An 18,084-nucleotide genomic window follows, 5' to 3' on the forward strand; every position below is an offset into this window, starting at 1 on the left:
GGCTCCACTCGATCAGCTCCGGAGTTCACGAATGAGTCCCAGCTCGATCCTCGACTTGGCCGCGCCGGCACGCTGTGTGCCCCTGGCGGACATCGATCCATGGACCGCCGCCGGTGTTGTCGTCTTCATGGTGGTGCCGCTCCTGGCGGTGCTGGAAGTCCTGCGCTACGTCTATCTCGAGTACCGACGGGACCGGGTTCCCGTCCTGCTGTATCATCGCCTCATCTCCCACGCGGCGGCGGAGCAGGGGCTGGTGCCGGACAAGGAGATGATCTGGGTCAGTTACGACACCCGGTTCGCCGAGCAGATGCAGTACCTGCGTGACGCCGGCTACGTGACGCTCGATTTCGACGACTACCTGCGCGTTCGTGCCGGCGAGATGCCGCTGCCGGCGAAGCCGGTCATCGTGACGTTTGACGACGGCTATCTCAGCACTTACACGATGGGTTTCCCGGTGCTCAAGCGTCTCGGGCAGAAGGGTGTGGTTTTCGTATCCTTGGAGCCGGACGAGCACACTCGCAACCTGGTCAAGGGGGTGGACGGTTTTCTCAGCCCGGACCAGATGCGCGAGATGGCCGGCAGCGGAATGTCCATCCAGTCGCACACGGTGACGCACTGCATCCTCGCCGATCTTGCCGACGAGGTCGCGTTGCGCGAACTGGAGGAGTCTCGCCGGCGCATTGCGGAGATCACCGGCAGACCGGTCGAACACATTGCCATCCCGCGCGCCGGATACAGTCGGCGGATCAAGCGGCTGACCCGCATGGCCGGGTACCGAACCGCCTGCTGCAACAACAAGGGAAGCGTCAACGGCTGGTCGGATCTTCTGGCCCTGCCGCGGATCGTGGTCGAGCGCGACATGAGCGTGGCGGACTTTGCCCGCTGCCTCAGTCCGCGCGGCGCTCTCATGCTCCGCATCACCGGTAACATGAAACGCATTCCCGAGCGGCTGGGCGGTGGTCGATTTGCCGCCCGGGTGCGGAAGATCCTGTACCGGGGCCCTCTGCTTCCGTTGTTCGAGACGCGCAATCTGAAACGGGCGATTGCGGCCGGAGGGCTTCTCTACCTTCTGGGCAGCGTCTTGTTCTTCTGGAGCCTTCTGGTTCGCTGAGGGGACGTGCACGCCGGGATGCCGTGCTGATCTGAGCCCGCATGCTTCACGGTTTGGTCATCATCCTCGCATCGATCCTGGCCCTGTCGGTTGTCGGGCTGGTCGGGCTGTGCCTGTGGGAGACTCGCAGTCCCCGGCTCGTATGTCTCATGTATCACCGCCTGAGTCCTCGTGAGGCCTATCGCTCGGTTCGGGGTACGGAGCGCGTCTTCGCTCTGCCTGTGGATGCCTTTGACGCGCAGCTGGAGTACCTGAAGTCCGCCGGGTATGAATGTGTCTCTGCCGGCCAGGTGCGGGCGTTTGCCGCCGGAGAACTGCCCATGCCGCGGCGGGCGGTGCTGATCACCTTTGATGACGGTTGCCGGAGTGTCGCTTCGCTGGCCGTTCCCTCGCTCGCGCGTTTCGGAGCCAAGGCCACGGTGTTCGTGACCACCGATCCATCCGCCTACGTGTTCGACATCGGTGCGGGATACGAACCCCGGCTGACGGAGGAGGAGATGAAGGCCCTGGATGGGGGCGTCGTCGAGTTCGAATCTCACAGCGTGACTCACCGGCCGCTCCGCGGTCTGGCAGAGGATGAGATTCGCAACGAACTCGCTGGGTCCAAGCGGCAGCTCGAGCAGCTTCTTTCTCGTCCGGTCGAGTATCTCGCCATTCCCGGCAACTGGTGGAACGCGAAGGTCATGCAGGTTGCCCGGGAAGTGGGTTACCGGGCCGTGTGGGTCTCCAACCCGGGTTTCGTCCGTCCGGGCTCGAACCGCTACGGGCTGCACCGAGTCAATGTCGAGGGTGAGTTCACGCTTGGCCAGTTTATCACCGCGATGAGCCCCTGGGGGATCGCCCAGCGCCGACCGCTTTCGTTCATCAAGCGGCTGCCGGGGCGGATTCTGGGGCCGGCCTGGTGGCTGCCGCTTCGGAAGGTCATTCTGCGGTTCATTCCGGGTGGGCACCTGTCCATGCGGCGCATGGTCCTGATTACCGGGGTGCTGGCGGCGAGTATGGTGGCCATCCTGCTTCTCTGGTTTCTCGGGTGAAGGTTCGTTTCCGGCGTGTCCAAGCGTCCTGAAATTCTGGTTTTCGAGGCTGAGGCCAAGAGCTCGCTGCCCGTGGCCGAGTCGTTTCATCGCCGCGGTTTCCGCGTGGTGGCGGCGTCCAGCAGGCGCTGCTGCGCGTCGTTCTACTCGCGGTCGGTTCGTGAGCGGATTGCCATGCCCAGCGAGGTGCACGAACCGGATGCCTGCCTGGCCTTCCTGCTCCGTCTCGTTCGGCGCCGGCGGTTCGAGATGATCGTGCCGCTTGGTGATATCGTGACCGGCCTTGTTTCACAGCATCGGGATGACTTTGCGCGGTATTCGAGGTTGGTGGTCGTGCCCTACGACACGTTTCGGCTCGGCCGTGACAAGATTGAGACCATGAAGGCGGCGGCCCGCTGTGGCGTGCCTCTGCCCAACACCTGGTATCCCGAGGAGCGGAGTCTGGATCAGATCGCCCGCGAGGTCGAGTACCCGGTTCTGGTCAAGCCAGCCGTCGCGAACGGCGCCCGGGGCATCCACTGTGTCCACGACCGGGGTGATCTGGTTCGGACGTATGACGAGGTGTTCCGGGCATTCGGGCGGACGTTTGTGCAGGAGTTCATTCCGCACACCGGCATGCAGTACAAGGCGGACATCATTCTCGACCGGGACGGCACGCTGCTGGCGGGAGTGGCCTACAACAAGATTCGATACTATCCGCCCGCCGGCGGCTCCAGCGTGTTGAACAAGAGTGTCCGCTACCCGGAGCTGCTGGATCACGCGGCCCGGCTGGCCCGCGGCATTGGCTGGTTCGGGATGTGTGATTTCGACTTCATCCATGACGTGCGCGACAACGCGCCGAAGATCATGGAGATTAACCCTCGGTTCCCGGAGAGCTTCCGGATGTGCGCCATCGCCGGCGTCGATTTTCCGGAGATTCTCCACCGCATGGCCTGCGGCAAGAAGGTCCGGCCGGTGCTCGGGTACAAGACCGACCGCTATCTTCGTTTTCTGGCCGGGGATGCGTTGTGGTTTTTGACCGCGAGGGGGCAGCGGTTCAGGACCAGGCCGAGCTTCTTTGACTTCTTTGATCCCAGCACCACGGACAACCTCTGGTCGCTTCGCGATCCCGGCCCTATGATCGGCTATCTTCTGGAGAACGCCCTGATTATCCTTAACGCCCGGGAGCGTGCGTTCCGTTATCGTCTGGGGCAGGCTCGTCAGTGATGATGAAACCGGACACGATCGTGAACGTCATGTCGGTCGACGTGGAGGATTACCACGATCAGCTTGCCCTGGATTTTCAGGATCGCATTGTTCCGCCCGCGGAGGAGGCCGTTCGGGCCACGGATCGCGTTCTGGATCTGCTGGCGGAATGCCGGGTCCAGGCGACGTTCTTCATTCTGGGCGAGATCGCCGAGCATTTTCCCGATCTGGTTCGCCGGATCGCTGCCCAGGGTCATCACCTGGGCATCCACGGCTACTATCATTTGCACATCTACCGGCAGAGCCCGCAACAGTTTCGGCAGTCGATCGAGCGAGCCAAGAAGCTGGTCGAGGATATCGCCGGCCGGACGGCCGACGCTCACCGCGCAGTGGCTTTCTCGATCGTCGAGTCCACGCTTTGGGCGCTCGACATTCTCGTTGATCTGGGCTTCAAATACGACTCTTCGATCTATCCCTTCCAGGGCCGGCGCTACGGCATTCCGGCGGGGTCTCGGGGCTTGTACCAGTATCGTGCTGCCGACGGCCGGACGCTGTGGGAGCTGCCGATGAGCACGGTGACCTGGCTGGGGCGGCGCTGGCCGGTTTGCGGCGGGGGCTACCTGCGGCACTTTCCCCTGTGGCTTACCGATTCGGCCTTTCGGCGGTTGCACGCCGAGGGGCTACCGGCCGTCGTGTACCTGCATCCCTACGAGGTCATCACCGACCCCGTGATCGAGCCGCTACCGGGCATGGGTCTCCAGCAGCGGCTCAGTTACGTGTTCTTCAACTACCATCAACGCCTCTGGCGGAAGCACACTCTCTCCAAACTCCGCCGTCTCTTTTCCCGCTACCAGTTCTCCACCATCGAGCAGGTTGTTGCCGATCTGACCTCCGACCCCGCCGCCCGATCCTGAGGGACGGTGGCTTTGGGTCGAACGGTGGATCTGCGCGCCGGCCGCGGTTCCGATCGAGCCAACTCGGTTATTCCTCGCCGGCGAGGTAGTTGAGATACTCCTCGATATTGGTGTACCCGTCGCTGTCCGGGTCGGTCTTGGCGTCCGCCGCGCTGTTGGGATTCAGTCCTTGGGCGATCTCCCAGTCGTCGGACATCCCATCGCGGTCCGTGTCGGCCGGTGGCGTGCCTGAACTCAGCGTGGGCAGAGGATCGCAGCCGCTGCGGATCAGGTTGCCATTCACATCCCAGGCAGGTGGCTGCTGGTTGCCGCCAATGCCCTGGGCCCCGGTTCTGGTGCGCCACTCGTTGATCAGGCGGTTGTCGACCGAATCACGGTGAGGCAGGGTGGCGCCCACTGCCGGGGCGAGCCTCGATTCGAGCGTGCTCGCCGTGTGAACGGTGACCGGGATAGCTGCCCCAGCGAACGGGCTGGTGGCTCGGTAGAGTTCGGGCAGCGGGTTGTAGAAGTAGCTGCTCACGTACGGGGGTGTGGGCGGGGCATTGTAGCCCGGCCAATGGACCCAGGCCGCCACCGCCCACTCGGGCTCGGACGTCCTGGTGCGGAAGTAGTCGTCGAGATTGTCTTGCACGTAGAAGCAGTGGCTGGTCGGGGTGTCATTCGCATTATGTTCCACATCGTTGTACTCGGTGAGTGCCAGCGGGCGTTGGCGCCACTTCTCGGGGCGGCTGGGGCCGCTGAGATAGGAGTTGCCGATGAAGTTGACCCGGGTGGTTTCCTTGATGCCCTTGACCTGGCAGGCAAAGGTGCCGACGTTGTGGTTGTACACGAAGTTGTTGATGAACTCGACCACGCACCCGTTCGAGCCCATGCCCATGTTTCGGTGGCTGTTGTGGATGAACAGTGAATGGTGGACGGTCAGGAAGTCGTCGTATCGGGTCTGCGAGTCAACGGTCATTCCCTGGCTGGGGGTCCCGGGGCGAGCGAGGGCAGGATTTCCGGCGTAGACGCCGGTCGGGAGAGCGTCGCCGTACGCGGAGCCCTCCCCGATGATGCACCATTGCATGGTCACCCTTCTCGCGTCTCGGATGCCCACGGAGGAGTCGAGTCCCCACTCGAACGAGCAATGGTCGAGGATAATGTCATGGCTGTCTCCCACGTTGGCCTTTCCGTAGATCTGCAGGGCTTTCTTCTGGAAGCCCACGTAGTAGGGATCGTTGATGATGGTCGACGGTATGGTTGGGCGGACGCGCAAGTGGCGGATGATGATATCGTGAGCGCCGCTCTTGATCAGGATTCCCCACCCGCCGAGCTGGATGCCGTCTCCGGGGGCGGTCTGGCCGGCGATGGTCACGTAGCTGCCGGCTTCACCTACCAGGTCCAGAGTGCCCTTCAGCGAGATGGTGCCGCCGACGGTAAACACGATGATTCGTGGTCCCGTCTGGGCCTGCAGTGCCCAGCGGAGGCTACCCGGAATGACCGCCTCGGGCGGGTTAGCGCCGGGATCGTAGTCGGCGAGTGTCGTGACCTGCAGGATCCGGCCCCCGCGGCCGCCTTGGGTCTGGGCGCCGAAGCCTTCCGCGCTTGGGAATGCCCGGTAGGGGGCGGGACTGGCGCAGTTGACGTAACACGCTTCGTCGTCGGTCGTTGTGTTGGTGTTCGGCTCGTCGCCGGGGATCGCTGGGGCTTCCGGGGTGGTCGCGCACTTGAGGGTTGTGGAAGTGGTCGTACCGTTGCCGTTGAAGGCGGCGATCCGATAGCAGTAGCTGGTCTGGGCCTGCAGACTCTGATCCGTGTATTGCGTGGCTCCGGCGGCGGTCTCGGCCAGCTCGACCCAACCGTCGTTGGCGGTGTATCGCGTGATCTTGAAGCCATCCTCGTTCGAGGAGTTGTCCTGCCACTGGATCTGGATCTGATCGGGTCCCACGGCGGTCACGACGACGTTGCTGGGAATGCCGTCGGGCAGTAGGGACGGAGTTGTGCCGGGCTCGGGTTCCGTACCGGCAGCGACCGGCGAGGCGCAGGCAACGCCCGTCGCCCCCGTCTGGACCGTTCCTTTGAACGCCAGAACGCGATAGCAGTAGCTCGTTCCCGCGACGACGTTGGTGTCGACGTAGCTGGTGCTGTTCGCCGCGACTGTCGCATAATCCGCCCAGCTACCGCCGGCGACAAATCGACGAATCCTGAACCCCTCCTCGTCCGAGCAGTTGTCCTGCCAGTTGAGTAAGACTTCGTTGGCCTCGGAGAGGGTCGTGGTCAGAGCGGTGGGGGCTCCTTGCGGAACGTTGCCGGTCGTCGCGGGATTGATGGTGTTGCCGCTGCCATCGAACTGGGAGGTCTTGGTGCAGGCCAAGGGGGAGGGGGCGGTTCGCTCGGCGCCCTTGAAGGCCAGCACCCTGTAGCAGTAGTTCGTCTCGACGGCAATATCGGTGTCCGAGTAAGTGACCGTGTCCGCTGCCAGCGTGGCTCGATCGGTCCATCCCGAGTCGGCGGAGTATCTCTGGAGTAGGAAACCCTCTTCGTCGGCGGAGTTGTCTTTCCAGGTCAGGTCGATCTGATGGGCGGCGACAGCGGTGGCGGTCATGCCAGTCGGCTGGGCGCGGACCTGGCCGATGGGCAGGCTCGGCGTCGATCCGGCGACCTGATTATCGGTCGGGTTGTCATCGACGTTGCTGTCGGTGCTGTCGGTGCTGGCCGGATCGATCGCGTCGTTACCGGTCGACGAGGGGACCGGAAGAGCCGGGCCCTCGCAAGTGCCGCCGAGATTGGCGATGATCAGGAAGCCGCAGAGCTGAGCCACTCCAACACGACGAACGGTCCATGCACACGAAAAGGCGCCCATATCGCCCCTCCTGGTTCTGTTGACGCAGCCCGTCAGGCGGCCGCTTGGCGTCACTGTTCCGGACGTCTCTGAAAAGGCGTGGGGTTGCTTCCACCCGCTTTCAGAGCCTCCGAGTGTAAACTTGGGATATCTGTGGTTGAATGTCAAACGCAACCGGGAGCCGCCGAGAGAATTGGGGCATTCTCGAGCGTTGGTGTGGATTGTGCAGGTTATGAGGGCTCGCGGAACCCTGTCGTCGGGATGATCGTGGGGGGTCCGGCCAGCCGATAATGAGGACACGGCGCGTCGGGATCGGGCGGGTGCGGGGGGGGGGCTGATATGCGGACCGGAGTCGCTCGAGGCTCGGGTTTCCATCGGCCCGGCGACGCAGGTCACGAACCGTCATCGGGCGGGAGGCTGTGCTCCGATAGGCCGCCCGTTCTCTCCCGCCGTTCTGAGCCGGCTTCTGGCTGGCAACTGGAACATCTCAATCGTCGGGATCAGTTCGCCTGACCTGATCCGGTTTCCGAATGCATTGAGCAGGGCGGGGTTCATGTATTCGGTGGGTACCGGGCCCGACAATTGGACGTCTTGGGTGGTTGCCTCCAGGCTGTGTTGCTCAAGGCCCAGTTCCTGTTGGATGCGCCTCACGCCGCCCATGTCGCGTTCACGACGGCGGTTCAGTCCATAGCCGATGTATCGTGCCTCGTTGCCGGGGCCGAAGTAGAACGTATTGTAGTCGGATTCGGTTGGGCGCTTGGTGCAGACCATGGGGATGAAGTTGACCACCTTCTGTGGTTCCTGGCCGAAGAACAGGTTGTTCTTGACGACGACTCGCCCATCGAGGTTGAAGCAGTCGATCAGCGGCACATACCAGGTGTTGCCCGTCAGGGTGAATGCTCGGGTTTGCCGGGCGTTGGCGGCGTGGGCGAATCCGGTGATGACGCAGTTCTGGATGGTGATGTGGTCACCGCCGCGAGCCACGATACCGTGGCCGTATCCGATGCCCCAGCCTGCCAGGACGCAGTTCTGGATCGTGACCTCGCCGCACCGGGCGAGGAACACCTGGCTGGAGCAGAGTCCCGCCCGGTCGCCGTAGGCCTTGTCCGCGAAACGTCGGATGACGAGTCCGTCGATGACGATCTGGTCCTTCCAGAAGAGGGCGATGGCGGCCGGCCGCAGGAATGTGCTTCCGTCCAGGCAGGCGCGTCCGGGTGATCGGGCCTTGAGTGTGATGGGGGCGTCCTGGGTTCCGGTGGCCGCCGGGGCGAACATCTCGTGGTAGATGCCGTCGAGCAGGACTGCCGTGTCGCCGGCTCGCACGCGATCGCTGACCGCGGTGAGGGTAGTAGGGGCCCGTTCGTCCAGGCCGGGATTGGCTTCGCTGCCCGTCGGGGCGACGTAGAACGTTCGGCGTGTCGGCTTCCACTCGGCGACCGTGGGTGTTTTGAAGGCCAGGGTCTGGCTTTCCGCTCCGCGCCAGCCGGTTCGGGGGGCGGCTGCCGCGTACGGTTGTCGGATGCTGTCCCGCCATGGGCGGTCGGGGATCACGATCTTGAACTGATACAACGTACCGGGTCTGAGATCATGCAGCGTGACCTGATGGTACAGGTCCCCGAACGAGTACTGTCGACCGTTGGCGGTCGAATTCGTTCCGTAGTGGATCTCGCTGTGTACGGGATGATCGGCGCTCCAATCCAGTGGTGTTCGCCAAGTGGCGTTCGACGTGTAAGGCGTCCACCAGGTGAGGCTGGCGGTCGTTGGCGTCACGTCGCGAAGTTGGATCTCGGCAATTTGAGGTTCGATCGGTTTGCTCGCGGTCTGGCCTGCTCCGATGTTGTAGCACAATTCGCCGGCCGCCACGCACGGCGAATCCGGCTCGATCGAGGCGAGGCTATCCGGATCCGACCATCGCGGTTCGGCCGCGAGGCTGTATCGATCCCCACCGGTCAACCTCTGCAAAGCCGTCAGGTCCTGGGCGGGTCGGCCGTTGACGATCGCCAGCGGGGGAGGGCAGGAGTAGTCGTTGTATTCGCAGAACAGGCCGCGGGTGTGATCGATGCTGGTGTCCAGCGAGCGCCCGGCCGCGGCGTGCAGGATTGAGCTGGTGATTCTGACGTCTTTGGAGACGCCTCTCAGCCGGATTGCGGATCCGGTGGTGCTGGACACGCTGAGTCGACGGAGCCAGATGTCGGCTCCGTTCTCGACGGTGAGGGCATCGCCGGCTGCTGTGAGCAGGCGGCAGCGGTCCAGCCGGATATTCGTTGTGTCGCGGAGGACTGCGCCTTCCTTGATCCCGAGGTTGTCGACCCACACATGCTGCAGTCCGCTCAGATCGAGACGGTTGACGGAGACGTTCGGTCCAAGGGTCCGCCCCCGGATCATCACCGGCCTCTCGGCTGTGCCGGATGTCTCCGGGCGCACCGGCTCACGGTACTCGCCCTCGAGCAGGTAGACGGTTACGCCGGGACGGCATTCGCGCATCGCCCGGCCGGCGGTCTTGAAGGCCTGGTTGACGCTCAGTCCGCTGTTGCTGTCGTTGCCCGTCGGACCGACGAAGAACACACTCGGCTCGAAGGGATGGGCGCCAAGATCGGCTCCGTCCGGTCCTCTGCCGCGGAACGGGCTGTCGGCCTGCAGGCGGTAGTCGAGGTGATCCGGGGCCGCGAATCGCGGATCGCCCTGGTCAGGTCCGAAGAACAGGGTGTGCTTGCCCATCCATGGTTGGGGGCCTTGGGCCCAGAAACCCGGCGCCTGCAGGGTGTTGTGGTCTTCCCGGAGATCGTTTCCGAACGCGCCGGAATACCAACTGAAGTGGCTGCAGCCCACGGAGACGTTACGTACTGCAGATCTTTTTCCCTTGCTGGCCTTGAAGTCGATCCCGATCGCATGGTCCTTGACGATGTTGCCCGCGACCTCGCCATCCGAGGGCTGACCGTAGTTGCGGATGCCATACATCTGGGCATTCAGGAGCGTGTTGTTGAGTATTCGCACGCCCTCGCTCTGCCCCGTGCAGTAGATCTGGGCGAGTTCGCCGTAACCCGGATTGAGATTCCCGATCAAGAGGTTGTCGCGAATCACGCATTTCCTGGCGTTGATGGTGATTCCGCCGCCGTTGAACAGGAATCCGCATCGTCGGATCTCATGCTGCTGGCCTGTGACCGACATGCCGAAGCCTCGACCCGAGTCCCGCATCTGCGTGGGAAAGAAGCCCTCGATCACCAGGCCGTCGACGTGGACGTACTCTCCGGTAATCTCCACGCCATAGGCTGGGATGACGGTGGCGGCGATGACGTGCTGGTCGGGGGGCTGGCCGTCGCTGGTGTGGATGTACAGGATCTTCGCACGGGGGTCATACAGGTGAGACCGCCTGAACTGGTCCATGTCGACCAGCGCAGGAGCCTCCAGATAGGCGGTTTGCGTGTCCCGCTCCAGGACTCGGTAGACGGGGCGACTGCGGGGGATCGACCAGATGAAGCGCATGCCCTCGACCTTCCGGAAGCCCCTGACGATCTCATTTCCTCGGATGACAGAGAACTGAGGGATGGCTGCCCGGATGGTGATGGGCTTCTCGGCCGTGCCGGATCGTCGCATGGTGAACCGCTGGAGGTACTCTCCCGGGGCGAGGGTCAAGGTATCGCCGGGGGCCAGGCGGTCTGCTCCCTTCTGGATGGTGCGCAGGGCGGAATCGGGGCTTGTACCGCCGGTCTCGTCGTGTCCATCCGGCTTGACGAAGTACTCGGCTGCCGAGGCGAGGGGGGCCAGCAGGAGAAAGATAGTCAAGGCGGCCAACGGTAGACGGGCGGTCAGCTGTCCGGACCGGCCTGCCGCAATCGTGGTTCCTGGGGTCATAGCTTCTTCTCGAAGATGACGAACCGCCGGGTGGCCTCGAGGCCGAATCGCCGGTAGAACCTGGCCGCCTTCTCTTCAGCCCAGTTGAACCAGACGGTGCGGCCGTCGGCTTCGCGGATTCGTTGGACGGCCTCGATGAAGAGCTTGGCTCCAACGCGCCGGCCTCGCAGGTTCTCTCTCACGCCGAACGGGCCGAAGTGTTCACCTTCCCACTGGCAGTACCCGACGACCTGTCGGTCAATGATTGCGACCAGGACCTCGTGGAGCAGTCCGGCGCGGATCTTCGCCCGGGCAGCGGTGTTCCAGTCCCCGGGGAACGACTCGGCGAGAAACTCGACGAAATCCTGCACCAACTCGGGCACGAGCGACACGACCTTGACATCATCGCCGGTTGCCCAGGCCTCGGCACGGAACCTGTCCACCTCGAAGTCGACGATCTCTCGGGCCATGGACTCTGATTCGCGGTTGGTGCTGAAGCCAGTTTTCCTGAAGAGAGCGAGTCCGCCGGGGTACAGGTCCTTGTCCACGCCTGGGAAGATGTAGCCTGGCGCGGAGCCGCTGCCGCCGCAGACCCAGATGCGTTTGCGGCCGTGACGGCGGAAGTAGGCCAGGGCGGCCTCCATGAGGTCGGTGCCGATTCCCGCCCGCTGATGGTCAGGGTCGACGGCCACGATCGGGATCCAGCCCACCTCGGGCTCGAGGCCGATGCGATCGTTGGGCAGTCGCCGGATGATCGCCCGGAGGAAGCCTACCGGCCGGTCGTGGCTGGTGGCCAAGAAGAAGCCGGAATCATCGCCTGCCCAGTAGTCGGGATCGGCCAGAATCCCGGCCACGAAACGCCCTTCCGTCATCGGGTCGCGTCTCAGGGCTCGATTCCAGATTGCCAGGACGTTGCCGACATCGGAGCCGATGAGTGTGCGGATCTTCGTCTGACTCGTCGCCATCGTGGTGTTTCCCCGTGAATATGCGGAATCGCCGGTCCAAAGCTACCCGTGATCGGGGGCAAATGCCAGACGGTTCTCGTTGACGTTCGCCCAGGGGTCGATTATACAGGAAAGGGTAGCGCAGTTCGTTACCTGTGGACGCGGGGGCGGCTCGCCGCTGCTGCGTCGCCCCCGGTGTGCTGGACCTGTTTGGATGGAAAGGCCAGGTGTCGAGATGATCGCAGGCAAGCTGTGGCACGCTATCAAGGCTCAGATCAACAAGATCGCGAACTTTTTCTGGACAGCCGACCCCATTGCCCAGATGCAGTACGAGTACGACTTGGCCGTCAATCAGCTGAAGGAAGGCCGGGAAGGCCTGGAGCAGTACCGGGGCCTGGTCGAGCGTGTCGGCCGGCAGGTTGCCGCGAACAAGGCCCACGTTGCCAACCTGGAGGCCAAGGTGAAGGCCTATCTTCAGGCGGGCGACCGGGAGTCGGCTGGCAAGTACGCCCTCGAACTGCAGAAGGCCAAGAAGGAGCTGTCTGAGAACGAGGCTCAGCTCAATCTTCATGAGGAGGCGTACAACAACAACCTGCTCAAGATCAAGCATGCCAGCGGCAAACTGGCTCAGGTGCGCGACAAGATTTCCAAGTATGACGCTGAACTGAAGATGAGCCGGGCCGAGGCGGAGATGGCCAAGCTCGCCACGGACTTCAACTTTGACGTGACCACGGATTTCGGCCAGATCGAGCAGGTGATCCAGGACAAGATCGGATTGAATCGAGCGAAGGCCCGCGTGGCTGCCGATCTGTCCGGTGACGGGATTGCTGACATCAAGCAGGAGCAGGCCATGGAGAAGGTCATGGCCGACCAGGCTCTGCGCGACTTCGAAATCCAGGCTGGCCTGGTGACCCCGGAGACGGCCAAGGTGACGGACACGGCGAAGGAACTCGGCCCGGCGAAGGAGAAGCAGGTGATGACCGATGAGTGAGGGTCGGAGGAAGCGGCTGGACTGAGGATGTCGTTGCCTGCGGGAGGGACTTCGGCTTTCTGCCGAGCGGAGTGATGTTCCATGACGCAGAATGCGCCCGTATCCCATTGCGACTCATCACTTGTGGCCCGTCCTTTCGATCTTCCTTCGTTCTTCCCTGCCTGGGCAAGGTCCCTGGCCGAGGCTTACTTCTCCGGAACGACCTGTCTGTTCGTTCTGCACGGGAATGTTCATGATCTGATCCCGTTGTCGAACGACGAGAATGGCGGCTATTGCGGTCTGCCCGAGTTCCTGGCGGCGCAGGTGTTTGGATCATGGCATTTGGTCCTGCACTATGATCTGGGGCAGGGATTGCGGCCGATGAGTGGGGGCGATCCCGACCGTCTCAAGGAGATGGTTCAGTATTTGACTGCACGCATGGGCGAGCCGGCATCTTGGCCGCGCGACCCCGACAAAGTGCTCCTTTTGCTGGACGCGCTGATCGAGCGGAACCTGCTGGAGGATGATCCCGGTCGGCGCAAGAAGATCGCCGTGGTTCTGGATTATGCCCAGTACCTGGCGCCGGCTGGCGACCTGGGGGCGCTGGCCCGCGGGCAGGGCACGAATCTTGTCCGGATGCTGTCCTGGGCCCAGAATCCGTACATCAAGCGCATCAACGTCGCGTTCATCCTGGTGGCGGACAAGCTCTCCGAGGTGAACGACCGGCTGGTCCAGAGCCCTCATGTGGCCGCGATTGAGATTCCACTGCCCGACATCACGACGCGGGAGGCCTTTGCCCGGTGGGCGGCCGGCCAGGTCGATGCCGGCAAGTCCGGTTCGTCTCCGGTGATGGAGGCGCAGGGCTCGACGAGTGGTCCGCCGACGGGCCAAAACATGTCCCCGGCCGAGTTGGCCGTCATGTCCAATGGCCTGAGTCTGGTGAATCTCAACGTGGTCCTGTCCCAAGCCCGGCATGCGAAGCGGGGTGTGGATCCTGGGCGTTTCAAACAGCTCAAGAAGACCATGATCGAGCGGCAGTGCCAGGGGCTGGTCGAGTTCGTGGAGCCGCCGCACACGCTCGACTTGGTCACCGGCCAGGCCGCCGCCAAGCAGCGGCTGCGCGACGATGCCGATCTCATTCTGCACAACCGGCTGGAGGCGGCCCCGATGGGCTACCTGTTAAGCGGGCCGGTCGGCACGGGCAAGACATTCCTGGCCGAGTGCTACGCCGGCTCGGTCGGCATTCCCTGTCTGAAACTCCGCAATTTCCGATCGAAGTACGTGGGCGAGACGGAGGGTAATCTGGAGAACGTGCTGACCGTCCTTCGTTCGCTCGGACCGGTGGTGGTCATCATTGACGAGGCTGACGCGGCTTTGGGTAATCGCTCGGCGGAAGGTGACTCGGGCACATCAAGCCGCGTATTCTCCATGATTGCCAGCCAGATGGGCGACACCCGCTATCGCGGCAAGATTGTCTGGATGCTGCTGACTTGCCGGCCCGACCTGCTTCCGATCGACCTGAAACGGCAGGGGCGGGCCGAGGTGCACATTCCGATGTTCTATCCGCAGGACGAGGCCGAGGTTCGGGAGATGTTCCTGGCCATGGCCCGGAAGAACAAGGTGGTCCTCAGACCTGAGACGCTGCCGCCGATCACCGCGCAGGGGCAGCTCAGTGGTGCGGACATCGAGAGCATCGTCCTGACCGCCAGGCGGAAGGCTCTCGGGGCCGGTCGAACGGAACTGGCCCAGACGGACGTCCAGGAGGCCTTCACCGAGTTCATCCCGTCAGCTCACGGTCTGGAGAAGGAGCTGCAGGAACTGGCGGCGGTGCTGGAATGTACCCAGCTGACGTTCCTGCCGCCCAAGTGGCGCGCGAGGGTTGCAGAGCCCGGTGGCCGGGCCCAGCTCCAGGAGCGGATGATGGCCATTCGAAGCCTGTTGAAGGACTGAGGGCCGTCGGACGCCGGTCCGACCCCGGTTCGGTCTCCTTGGAATCGTTCTGGGTTCGATGAAATGAGGGCGATGAAATGGCGACTACGAAGAAAGTGAAAAGGGCAGCCTCGAGGAAAGCCGTCGCCGCCAGGTCGGCAGGCAAGAAGGGGCCGGCGAAGGGCAAGGTCACCGCCAGGGGGAAGTCCAAGCCCGGCCCGAGGGCCAAGAAGACGGCCGGGAGGGCGGCCAAGGCTGCTCCGGCCAAGAGGGGATCCCGCCTGAGTTGGCTGGACGGTGCCTCCCACAGACCGCTGATCGACCGCTACGCCAGGCAGCTCCGCAGTTTCCTGGAAGCCGTGGCCGACGGCGTGATCGAGGAGCGCGAACTGGCTGCCCAGGAAGAGCGGCTGGTGAAGCTCATGAAAGAGGTGGAGCCCAGGCTCAATGACGCGCTGCACGCGAAAGTCACCGAGCTCCTGTGTGAGCTCACCGCGTACGACATCATGCAGATGATGCATGCAATGTGCGAGAACCGGCCCAAGAGCGTGTTCCAGGGTTGACTCTGGATCCTCCCATGGGCCATGGATTGCGCGAAGGCGAGGAGGATGGGCCATGAGACATGGCGGCTTGGGGCGCAGGTTTTTCCCGCGACGGCGGTGGACTGCGGGGTCGGACGTCAGCCGGGTTCATGTGGCGGGCATACGGGCCGTCATGTTCGTGGTGATCGTTGCCTTCATGGCCAAGTGGGTGCTCGGCGGCTGCGACGGCCGCCAGGTGTCACCGCCCCCGAGCAAGTCGGGAGTGGTATCGACCCAGGCACCTCCAGCCGGTGGTTCGACCATTCCCCTGCCGGAAGCCGAGCAGCGGGTGTGCACGGCCGTGGCGATCCTGATCGATACCTCGGGCAGCATGGAGCAGTCGGTCCGAGGCTCAACCGGCGGTTGGCAGCAGAAGTACGTCCTGGCTCAGGAGGCCCTGAAGCGGATTGTGGCTTACACGGCCCAATGGCAGAAGAACCACACTGACCGGCTTCTGAACGTGGGGATCTACCGTTTCTCCAGTTCACCGGTGCAGATCTTGCCGATGGGCGAATTCAGGGCCGATCAGGCCGACGCGGCGGTCAGCTCCATTGGTCGTCCGGGCGGCGGGACTGCCATTGGCGAGGCGCTGACTGCCGGATTCAAGGCTCTCTACCAGTCCGGCTGCACGCGCAAGCATCTGGTGTGCATCACCGACGGCGAGAACACGGTGGGGCCGCGGCCGGATCGGATCGCTCAGCAGTTGTATGCCCAGACCAAGGGCGAGGTCGAGCTTCATTTTGTTGCGTTCGACACCTCGGCCAAGTACTTTGGTTTCCTGAACAGGGTAAACGGGCATGTGGTTGAAGCGGCCGACGGGGCCCAACTGCAGGCCAAGCTGTCTGAGATCTACGAGAAGCGGATCCTGGCGGAGCAGATGCCCGTCGAGAAGTAGCGGGTGTGGAGACGAAGGCGAGTGGAACGGCGGGCGTTCGGCCCGCAAGGTCCAGCAACATGGAGGTCAAGTCATGGCAGGACAACCCAAGGCACCGTTCTTTGTGGCGCTGGCCCTGGTGGTCGCCGCGCTGGTGGGCTTCGCGATCTACCGGAGCGATCTCATCGCCCCGCGGGAGAGGAAGGCCGACACGGGCGGCCCCATGCAGTTGCCTCCGGCCCAGCAGGTCGAGAACGCCAGTGACGCCAGCGGCGTGACCACGGTCAAGGAATACACCTTCAAGGCCTCGGAGCGTCTGCCGGAGGTCAAGGGTACCAGCGCGTACAAGCCACTGGTGGACAACACCGTCCGCTTCGCCCTGAATGTTTGGGCTGGCTGGGCTCCGATCATTCTGGCCAATGAAGGCTTCAAGCCCAACCAGGTCTGGAAGACGGCCGACGGGCAGGAGTTCAAGGTCGAACTTGTGCTCATCGACAACCCGGTGGCCATGCGCGATGCTTATGCTTCCGGCGACGTGCATATAGGCTGGGCCACGCTGGACATGGTTCCGCTGTTCGTCGAGGGCTTCGTCGATTCCACCGGCAAGCCTCGTGACAGCCGGGTCATGCCCCGCATCTACCAGCAGGTGGACTGGTCCAACGGCGGCGACGGCATCGTGGTCCGCGACGCCATCAAGACGGTGGCCGATCTTCGCGGCAAGCAGCTGGTGCTGGCTCAGAACTCGCCGTCGCATTACTTTGCCCTGAACATGCTGGTGGCGGGCGGTCTCCAGCCCTCCGAAGTCAACATGGTTTTCACCGAGGATGCGTTCCAGGCCGCTGCGGCATTCAACACCCAGAAGGATATCGCCGGTGCCGTCTCCTGGGCGCCGGACATCTACAATCTCGAGAAGGTTGCGGGCAACCGGCTGCTGGTGACCACGGCCACGGCCAACAAGCTCATCGCCGACGTCTGGTTTGCCCGAGCCGACTTCGCCAAGGATCATCCGGGCATCTGCGAGGGGATTGTCCGGGGCATCTTTGACGCCATGGTCACGCTCAAGGATGAGGCGGCCAGAAAGCACGTCGCGGAGCTGATGGCCCAGGGGTACAACATTCCTGCGTCCGACGCCCTGAACATGCTCGGCGACGCCCACAGCACGAACTGGGCCGAGAACTACCAGTTTTTCCGCAATCAGAACAATCCGGCCAACTTCGAGCGGATCTGGAATCAATCCTACTACCTGTATCGCAAGATCGGGGCGGTCAGGAATCCGCAGGTGCCGTTCGATCAGGTGATGGACTCCTCGGTCATCGAGAAGCTCGGCCAGGAAGAGAAGTACTCCTCCCAAAAAGACGAGTACAAGGTCCAGTTCACTCCGACCACGCCGGGCAGCATCAAGGCCGAGGACGAAATCCTGACCAACACCGTCTTCATTCACTTCTTCCCCAACAGCTGGGAACTTCGGAAGAAGGTGGCCAAGAAGCGGGAAGGCAAGGACGTCGAGGAGCTGTACGACCCCAACGTGGATTTCATTCTCGAGGACATCGCCAAGCTGGCCGCCCAGTTCGGTGCCGCCCGGATCATCATTCAGGGACACACCGACGGCTCGATGCGGAATCAAATTCCCGCCACAATGGTCAAAGAGCTCTCGCTGCAGCGGGCCAACGCGGTCAAGGAAGAACTGGTCAACAAGTTCAAGATGGATCCCAACCAGTTCGCCGTCGAAGGAGTGGGCTGGGACAAGCCGGCCGACGCCAATGACCCCGACAACCACGCCAAGAACCGCCGGGTCGAGGTCAAGGTCTACCCGGCGGAGAAAGGATGATCGAGCCACCAGGACAGGGGTGAGGGAGGATCTGGGTGACGACACGAAAGAGCGGGTCGGGC

12 protein-coding genes are annotated in these 18,084 nt (G+C 63.4%); 9 read left to right on the forward strand and 3 right to left on the reverse strand.

Features of this window, described 5'->3' with window-relative positions; all coding sequences use genetic code 11:
• Positions 1-31 precede the first annotated feature (31 nt).
• The 4 genes from KA354_01780 to KA354_01795 are packed head-to-tail and all read left to right on the forward strand — an operon-like array spanning position 32 to position 4,244.
• Entirely contained in the window at positions 32-1,111 is a 1,080-nt protein-coding gene (locus tag KA354_01780; GenBank protein ID MBP7933353.1) for a polysaccharide deacetylase family protein, read from the forward strand.
• Between the two features lie 41 nt (positions 1,112-1,152).
• Positions 1,153-2,145, forward strand: a complete 993-nt coding sequence (locus tag KA354_01785) for a polysaccharide deacetylase family protein (GenBank protein MBP7933354.1) — start codon at positions 1,153-1,155, stop codon at positions 2,143-2,145.
• Between the two features lie 15 nt (positions 2,146-2,160).
• Positions 2,161-3,351 carry an ATP-grasp domain-containing protein gene (locus KA354_01790; protein ID MBP7933355.1) on the forward strand — a complete coding sequence of 397 codons (1,191 nt, stop codon included), beginning with the start codon at positions 2,161-2,163 and terminating at the stop codon, positions 3,349-3,351.
• The gene (locus tag KA354_01795; GenBank protein MBP7933356.1) at positions 3,351-4,244 is read left to right on the forward strand and encodes a DUF3473 domain-containing protein; all 894 of its coding nucleotides are present in this window, start codon (positions 3,351-3,353) and stop codon (positions 4,242-4,244) included. Before KA354_01790 ends, KA354_01795 begins: the two co-directional genes overlap by 1 nt.
• 67 nt (positions 4,245-4,311) lie before the next feature.
• Here KA354_01795 and KA354_01800 read toward each other — a convergent pair whose 3' ends face one another.
• From KA354_01800 to KA354_01810, 3 genes are all read right to left on the reverse strand, one after another.
• Positions 4,312-7,086 (reverse strand): fibronectin type III domain-containing protein, encoded by a 2,775-nt coding sequence (locus KA354_01800; protein ID MBP7933357.1) that lies wholly within the window; start codon positions 7,084-7,086, stop codon positions 4,312-4,314.
• Positions 7,087-7,467: 381 nt separating this feature from the next.
• Entirely contained in the window at positions 7,468-10,917 is a 3,450-nt protein-coding gene (locus KA354_01805; protein MBP7933358.1) for a right-handed parallel beta-helix repeat-containing protein, read from the reverse strand.
• Positions 10,914-11,861 carry a GNAT family N-acetyltransferase gene (locus KA354_01810; GenBank protein MBP7933359.1) on the reverse strand — a complete coding sequence of 316 codons (948 nt, stop codon included), beginning with the start codon at positions 11,859-11,861 and terminating at the stop codon, positions 10,914-10,916. The genes KA354_01805 and KA354_01810 overlap by 4 nt, the downstream gene beginning before the upstream one ends.
• A 193-nt stretch (positions 11,862-12,054) precedes the next feature.
• Here KA354_01810 and KA354_01815 point away from each other — a divergent pair, with 193 nt between their 5' ends.
• The 5 genes from KA354_01815 (at position 12,055) to KA354_01835 (ending at position 18,022) form a co-directional block, all read left to right on the forward strand.
• Complete coding sequence (locus KA354_01815) at positions 12,055-12,831, forward strand: PspA/IM30 family protein (GenBank protein ID MBP7933360.1); 777 nt, start codon at positions 12,055-12,057, stop codon at positions 12,829-12,831.
• Positions 12,832-12,912: 81 nt separating this feature from the next.
• Positions 12,913-14,760, forward strand: a complete 1,848-nt coding sequence (locus KA354_01820; protein MBP7933361.1) for an ATP-binding protein — start codon at positions 12,913-12,915, stop codon at positions 14,758-14,760.
• A 77-nt stretch (positions 14,761-14,837) separates the two neighbouring features.
• The gene (locus tag KA354_01825) at positions 14,838-15,302 is read left to right on the forward strand and encodes a hypothetical protein (protein MBP7933362.1); all 465 of its coding nucleotides are present in this window, start codon (positions 14,838-14,840) and stop codon (positions 15,300-15,302) included.
• Between the two features lie 52 nt (positions 15,303-15,354).
• A complete protein-coding gene (locus KA354_01830) occupies positions 15,355-16,215 on the forward strand; it encodes a VWA domain-containing protein (protein ID MBP7933363.1) in 861 nt (286 codons plus the stop codon).
• Positions 16,216-16,288: 73 nt separating this feature from the next.
• Positions 16,289-18,022: an OmpA family protein gene (locus KA354_01835; GenBank protein ID MBP7933364.1), complete on the forward strand. Its 1,734-nt coding sequence runs from the start codon at positions 16,289-16,291 to the stop codon at positions 18,020-18,022.
• The last annotated feature ends 62 nt before the right edge of the window (positions 18,023-18,084 follow it).

Source organism: Phycisphaerae bacterium, assembly GCA_018003015.1.
In the GTDB taxonomy this organism is placed as follows: Bacteria; Planctomycetota; Phycisphaerae; order UBA1845; family PWPN01; genus JAGNEZ01.

Excerpts from the sequence above, each read along its gene's own strand:
- KA354_01780 (MBP7933353.1), top strand. The coding sequence starts at position 32 with ATGAGTCCCAGCTCGATCCTCGACTTGGCCGCGCCGGCACGCTGTGTG.
- KA354_01785 (MBP7933354.1), top strand. The coding sequence starts at position 1,153 with ATGCTTCACGGTTTGGTCATCATCCTCGCATCGATCCTGGCCCTGTCG.
- KA354_01795 (MBP7933356.1), top strand. The coding sequence starts at position 3,351 with ATGATGAAACCGGACACGATCGTGAACGTCATGTCGGTCGACGTGGAG.
- KA354_01800 (MBP7933357.1), bottom strand. The coding sequence starts at position 7,086 with ATGGGCGCCTTTTCGTGTGCATGGACCGTTCGTCGTGTTGGAGTGGCT.
- KA354_01805 (MBP7933358.1), bottom strand. The coding sequence starts at position 10,917 with ATGACCCCAGGAACCACGATTGCGGCAGGCCGGTCCGGACAGCTGACC.
- KA354_01810 (MBP7933359.1), bottom strand. The coding sequence starts at position 11,861 with ATGGCGACGAGTCAGACGAAGATCCGCACACTCATCGGCTCCGATGTC.
- KA354_01815 (MBP7933360.1), top strand. The coding sequence starts at position 12,055 with ATGGAAAGGCCAGGTGTCGAGATGATCGCAGGCAAGCTGTGGCACGCT.
- KA354_01820 (MBP7933361.1), top strand. The coding sequence starts at position 12,913 with ATGACGCAGAATGCGCCCGTATCCCATTGCGACTCATCACTTGTGGCC.
- KA354_01825 (MBP7933362.1), top strand. The coding sequence starts at position 14,838 with ATGGCGACTACGAAGAAAGTGAAAAGGGCAGCCTCGAGGAAAGCCGTC.
- KA354_01830 (MBP7933363.1), top strand. The coding sequence starts at position 15,355 with ATGAGACATGGCGGCTTGGGGCGCAGGTTTTTCCCGCGACGGCGGTGG.
- KA354_01835 (MBP7933364.1), top strand. The coding sequence starts at position 16,289 with ATGGCAGGACAACCCAAGGCACCGTTCTTTGTGGCGCTGGCCCTGGTG.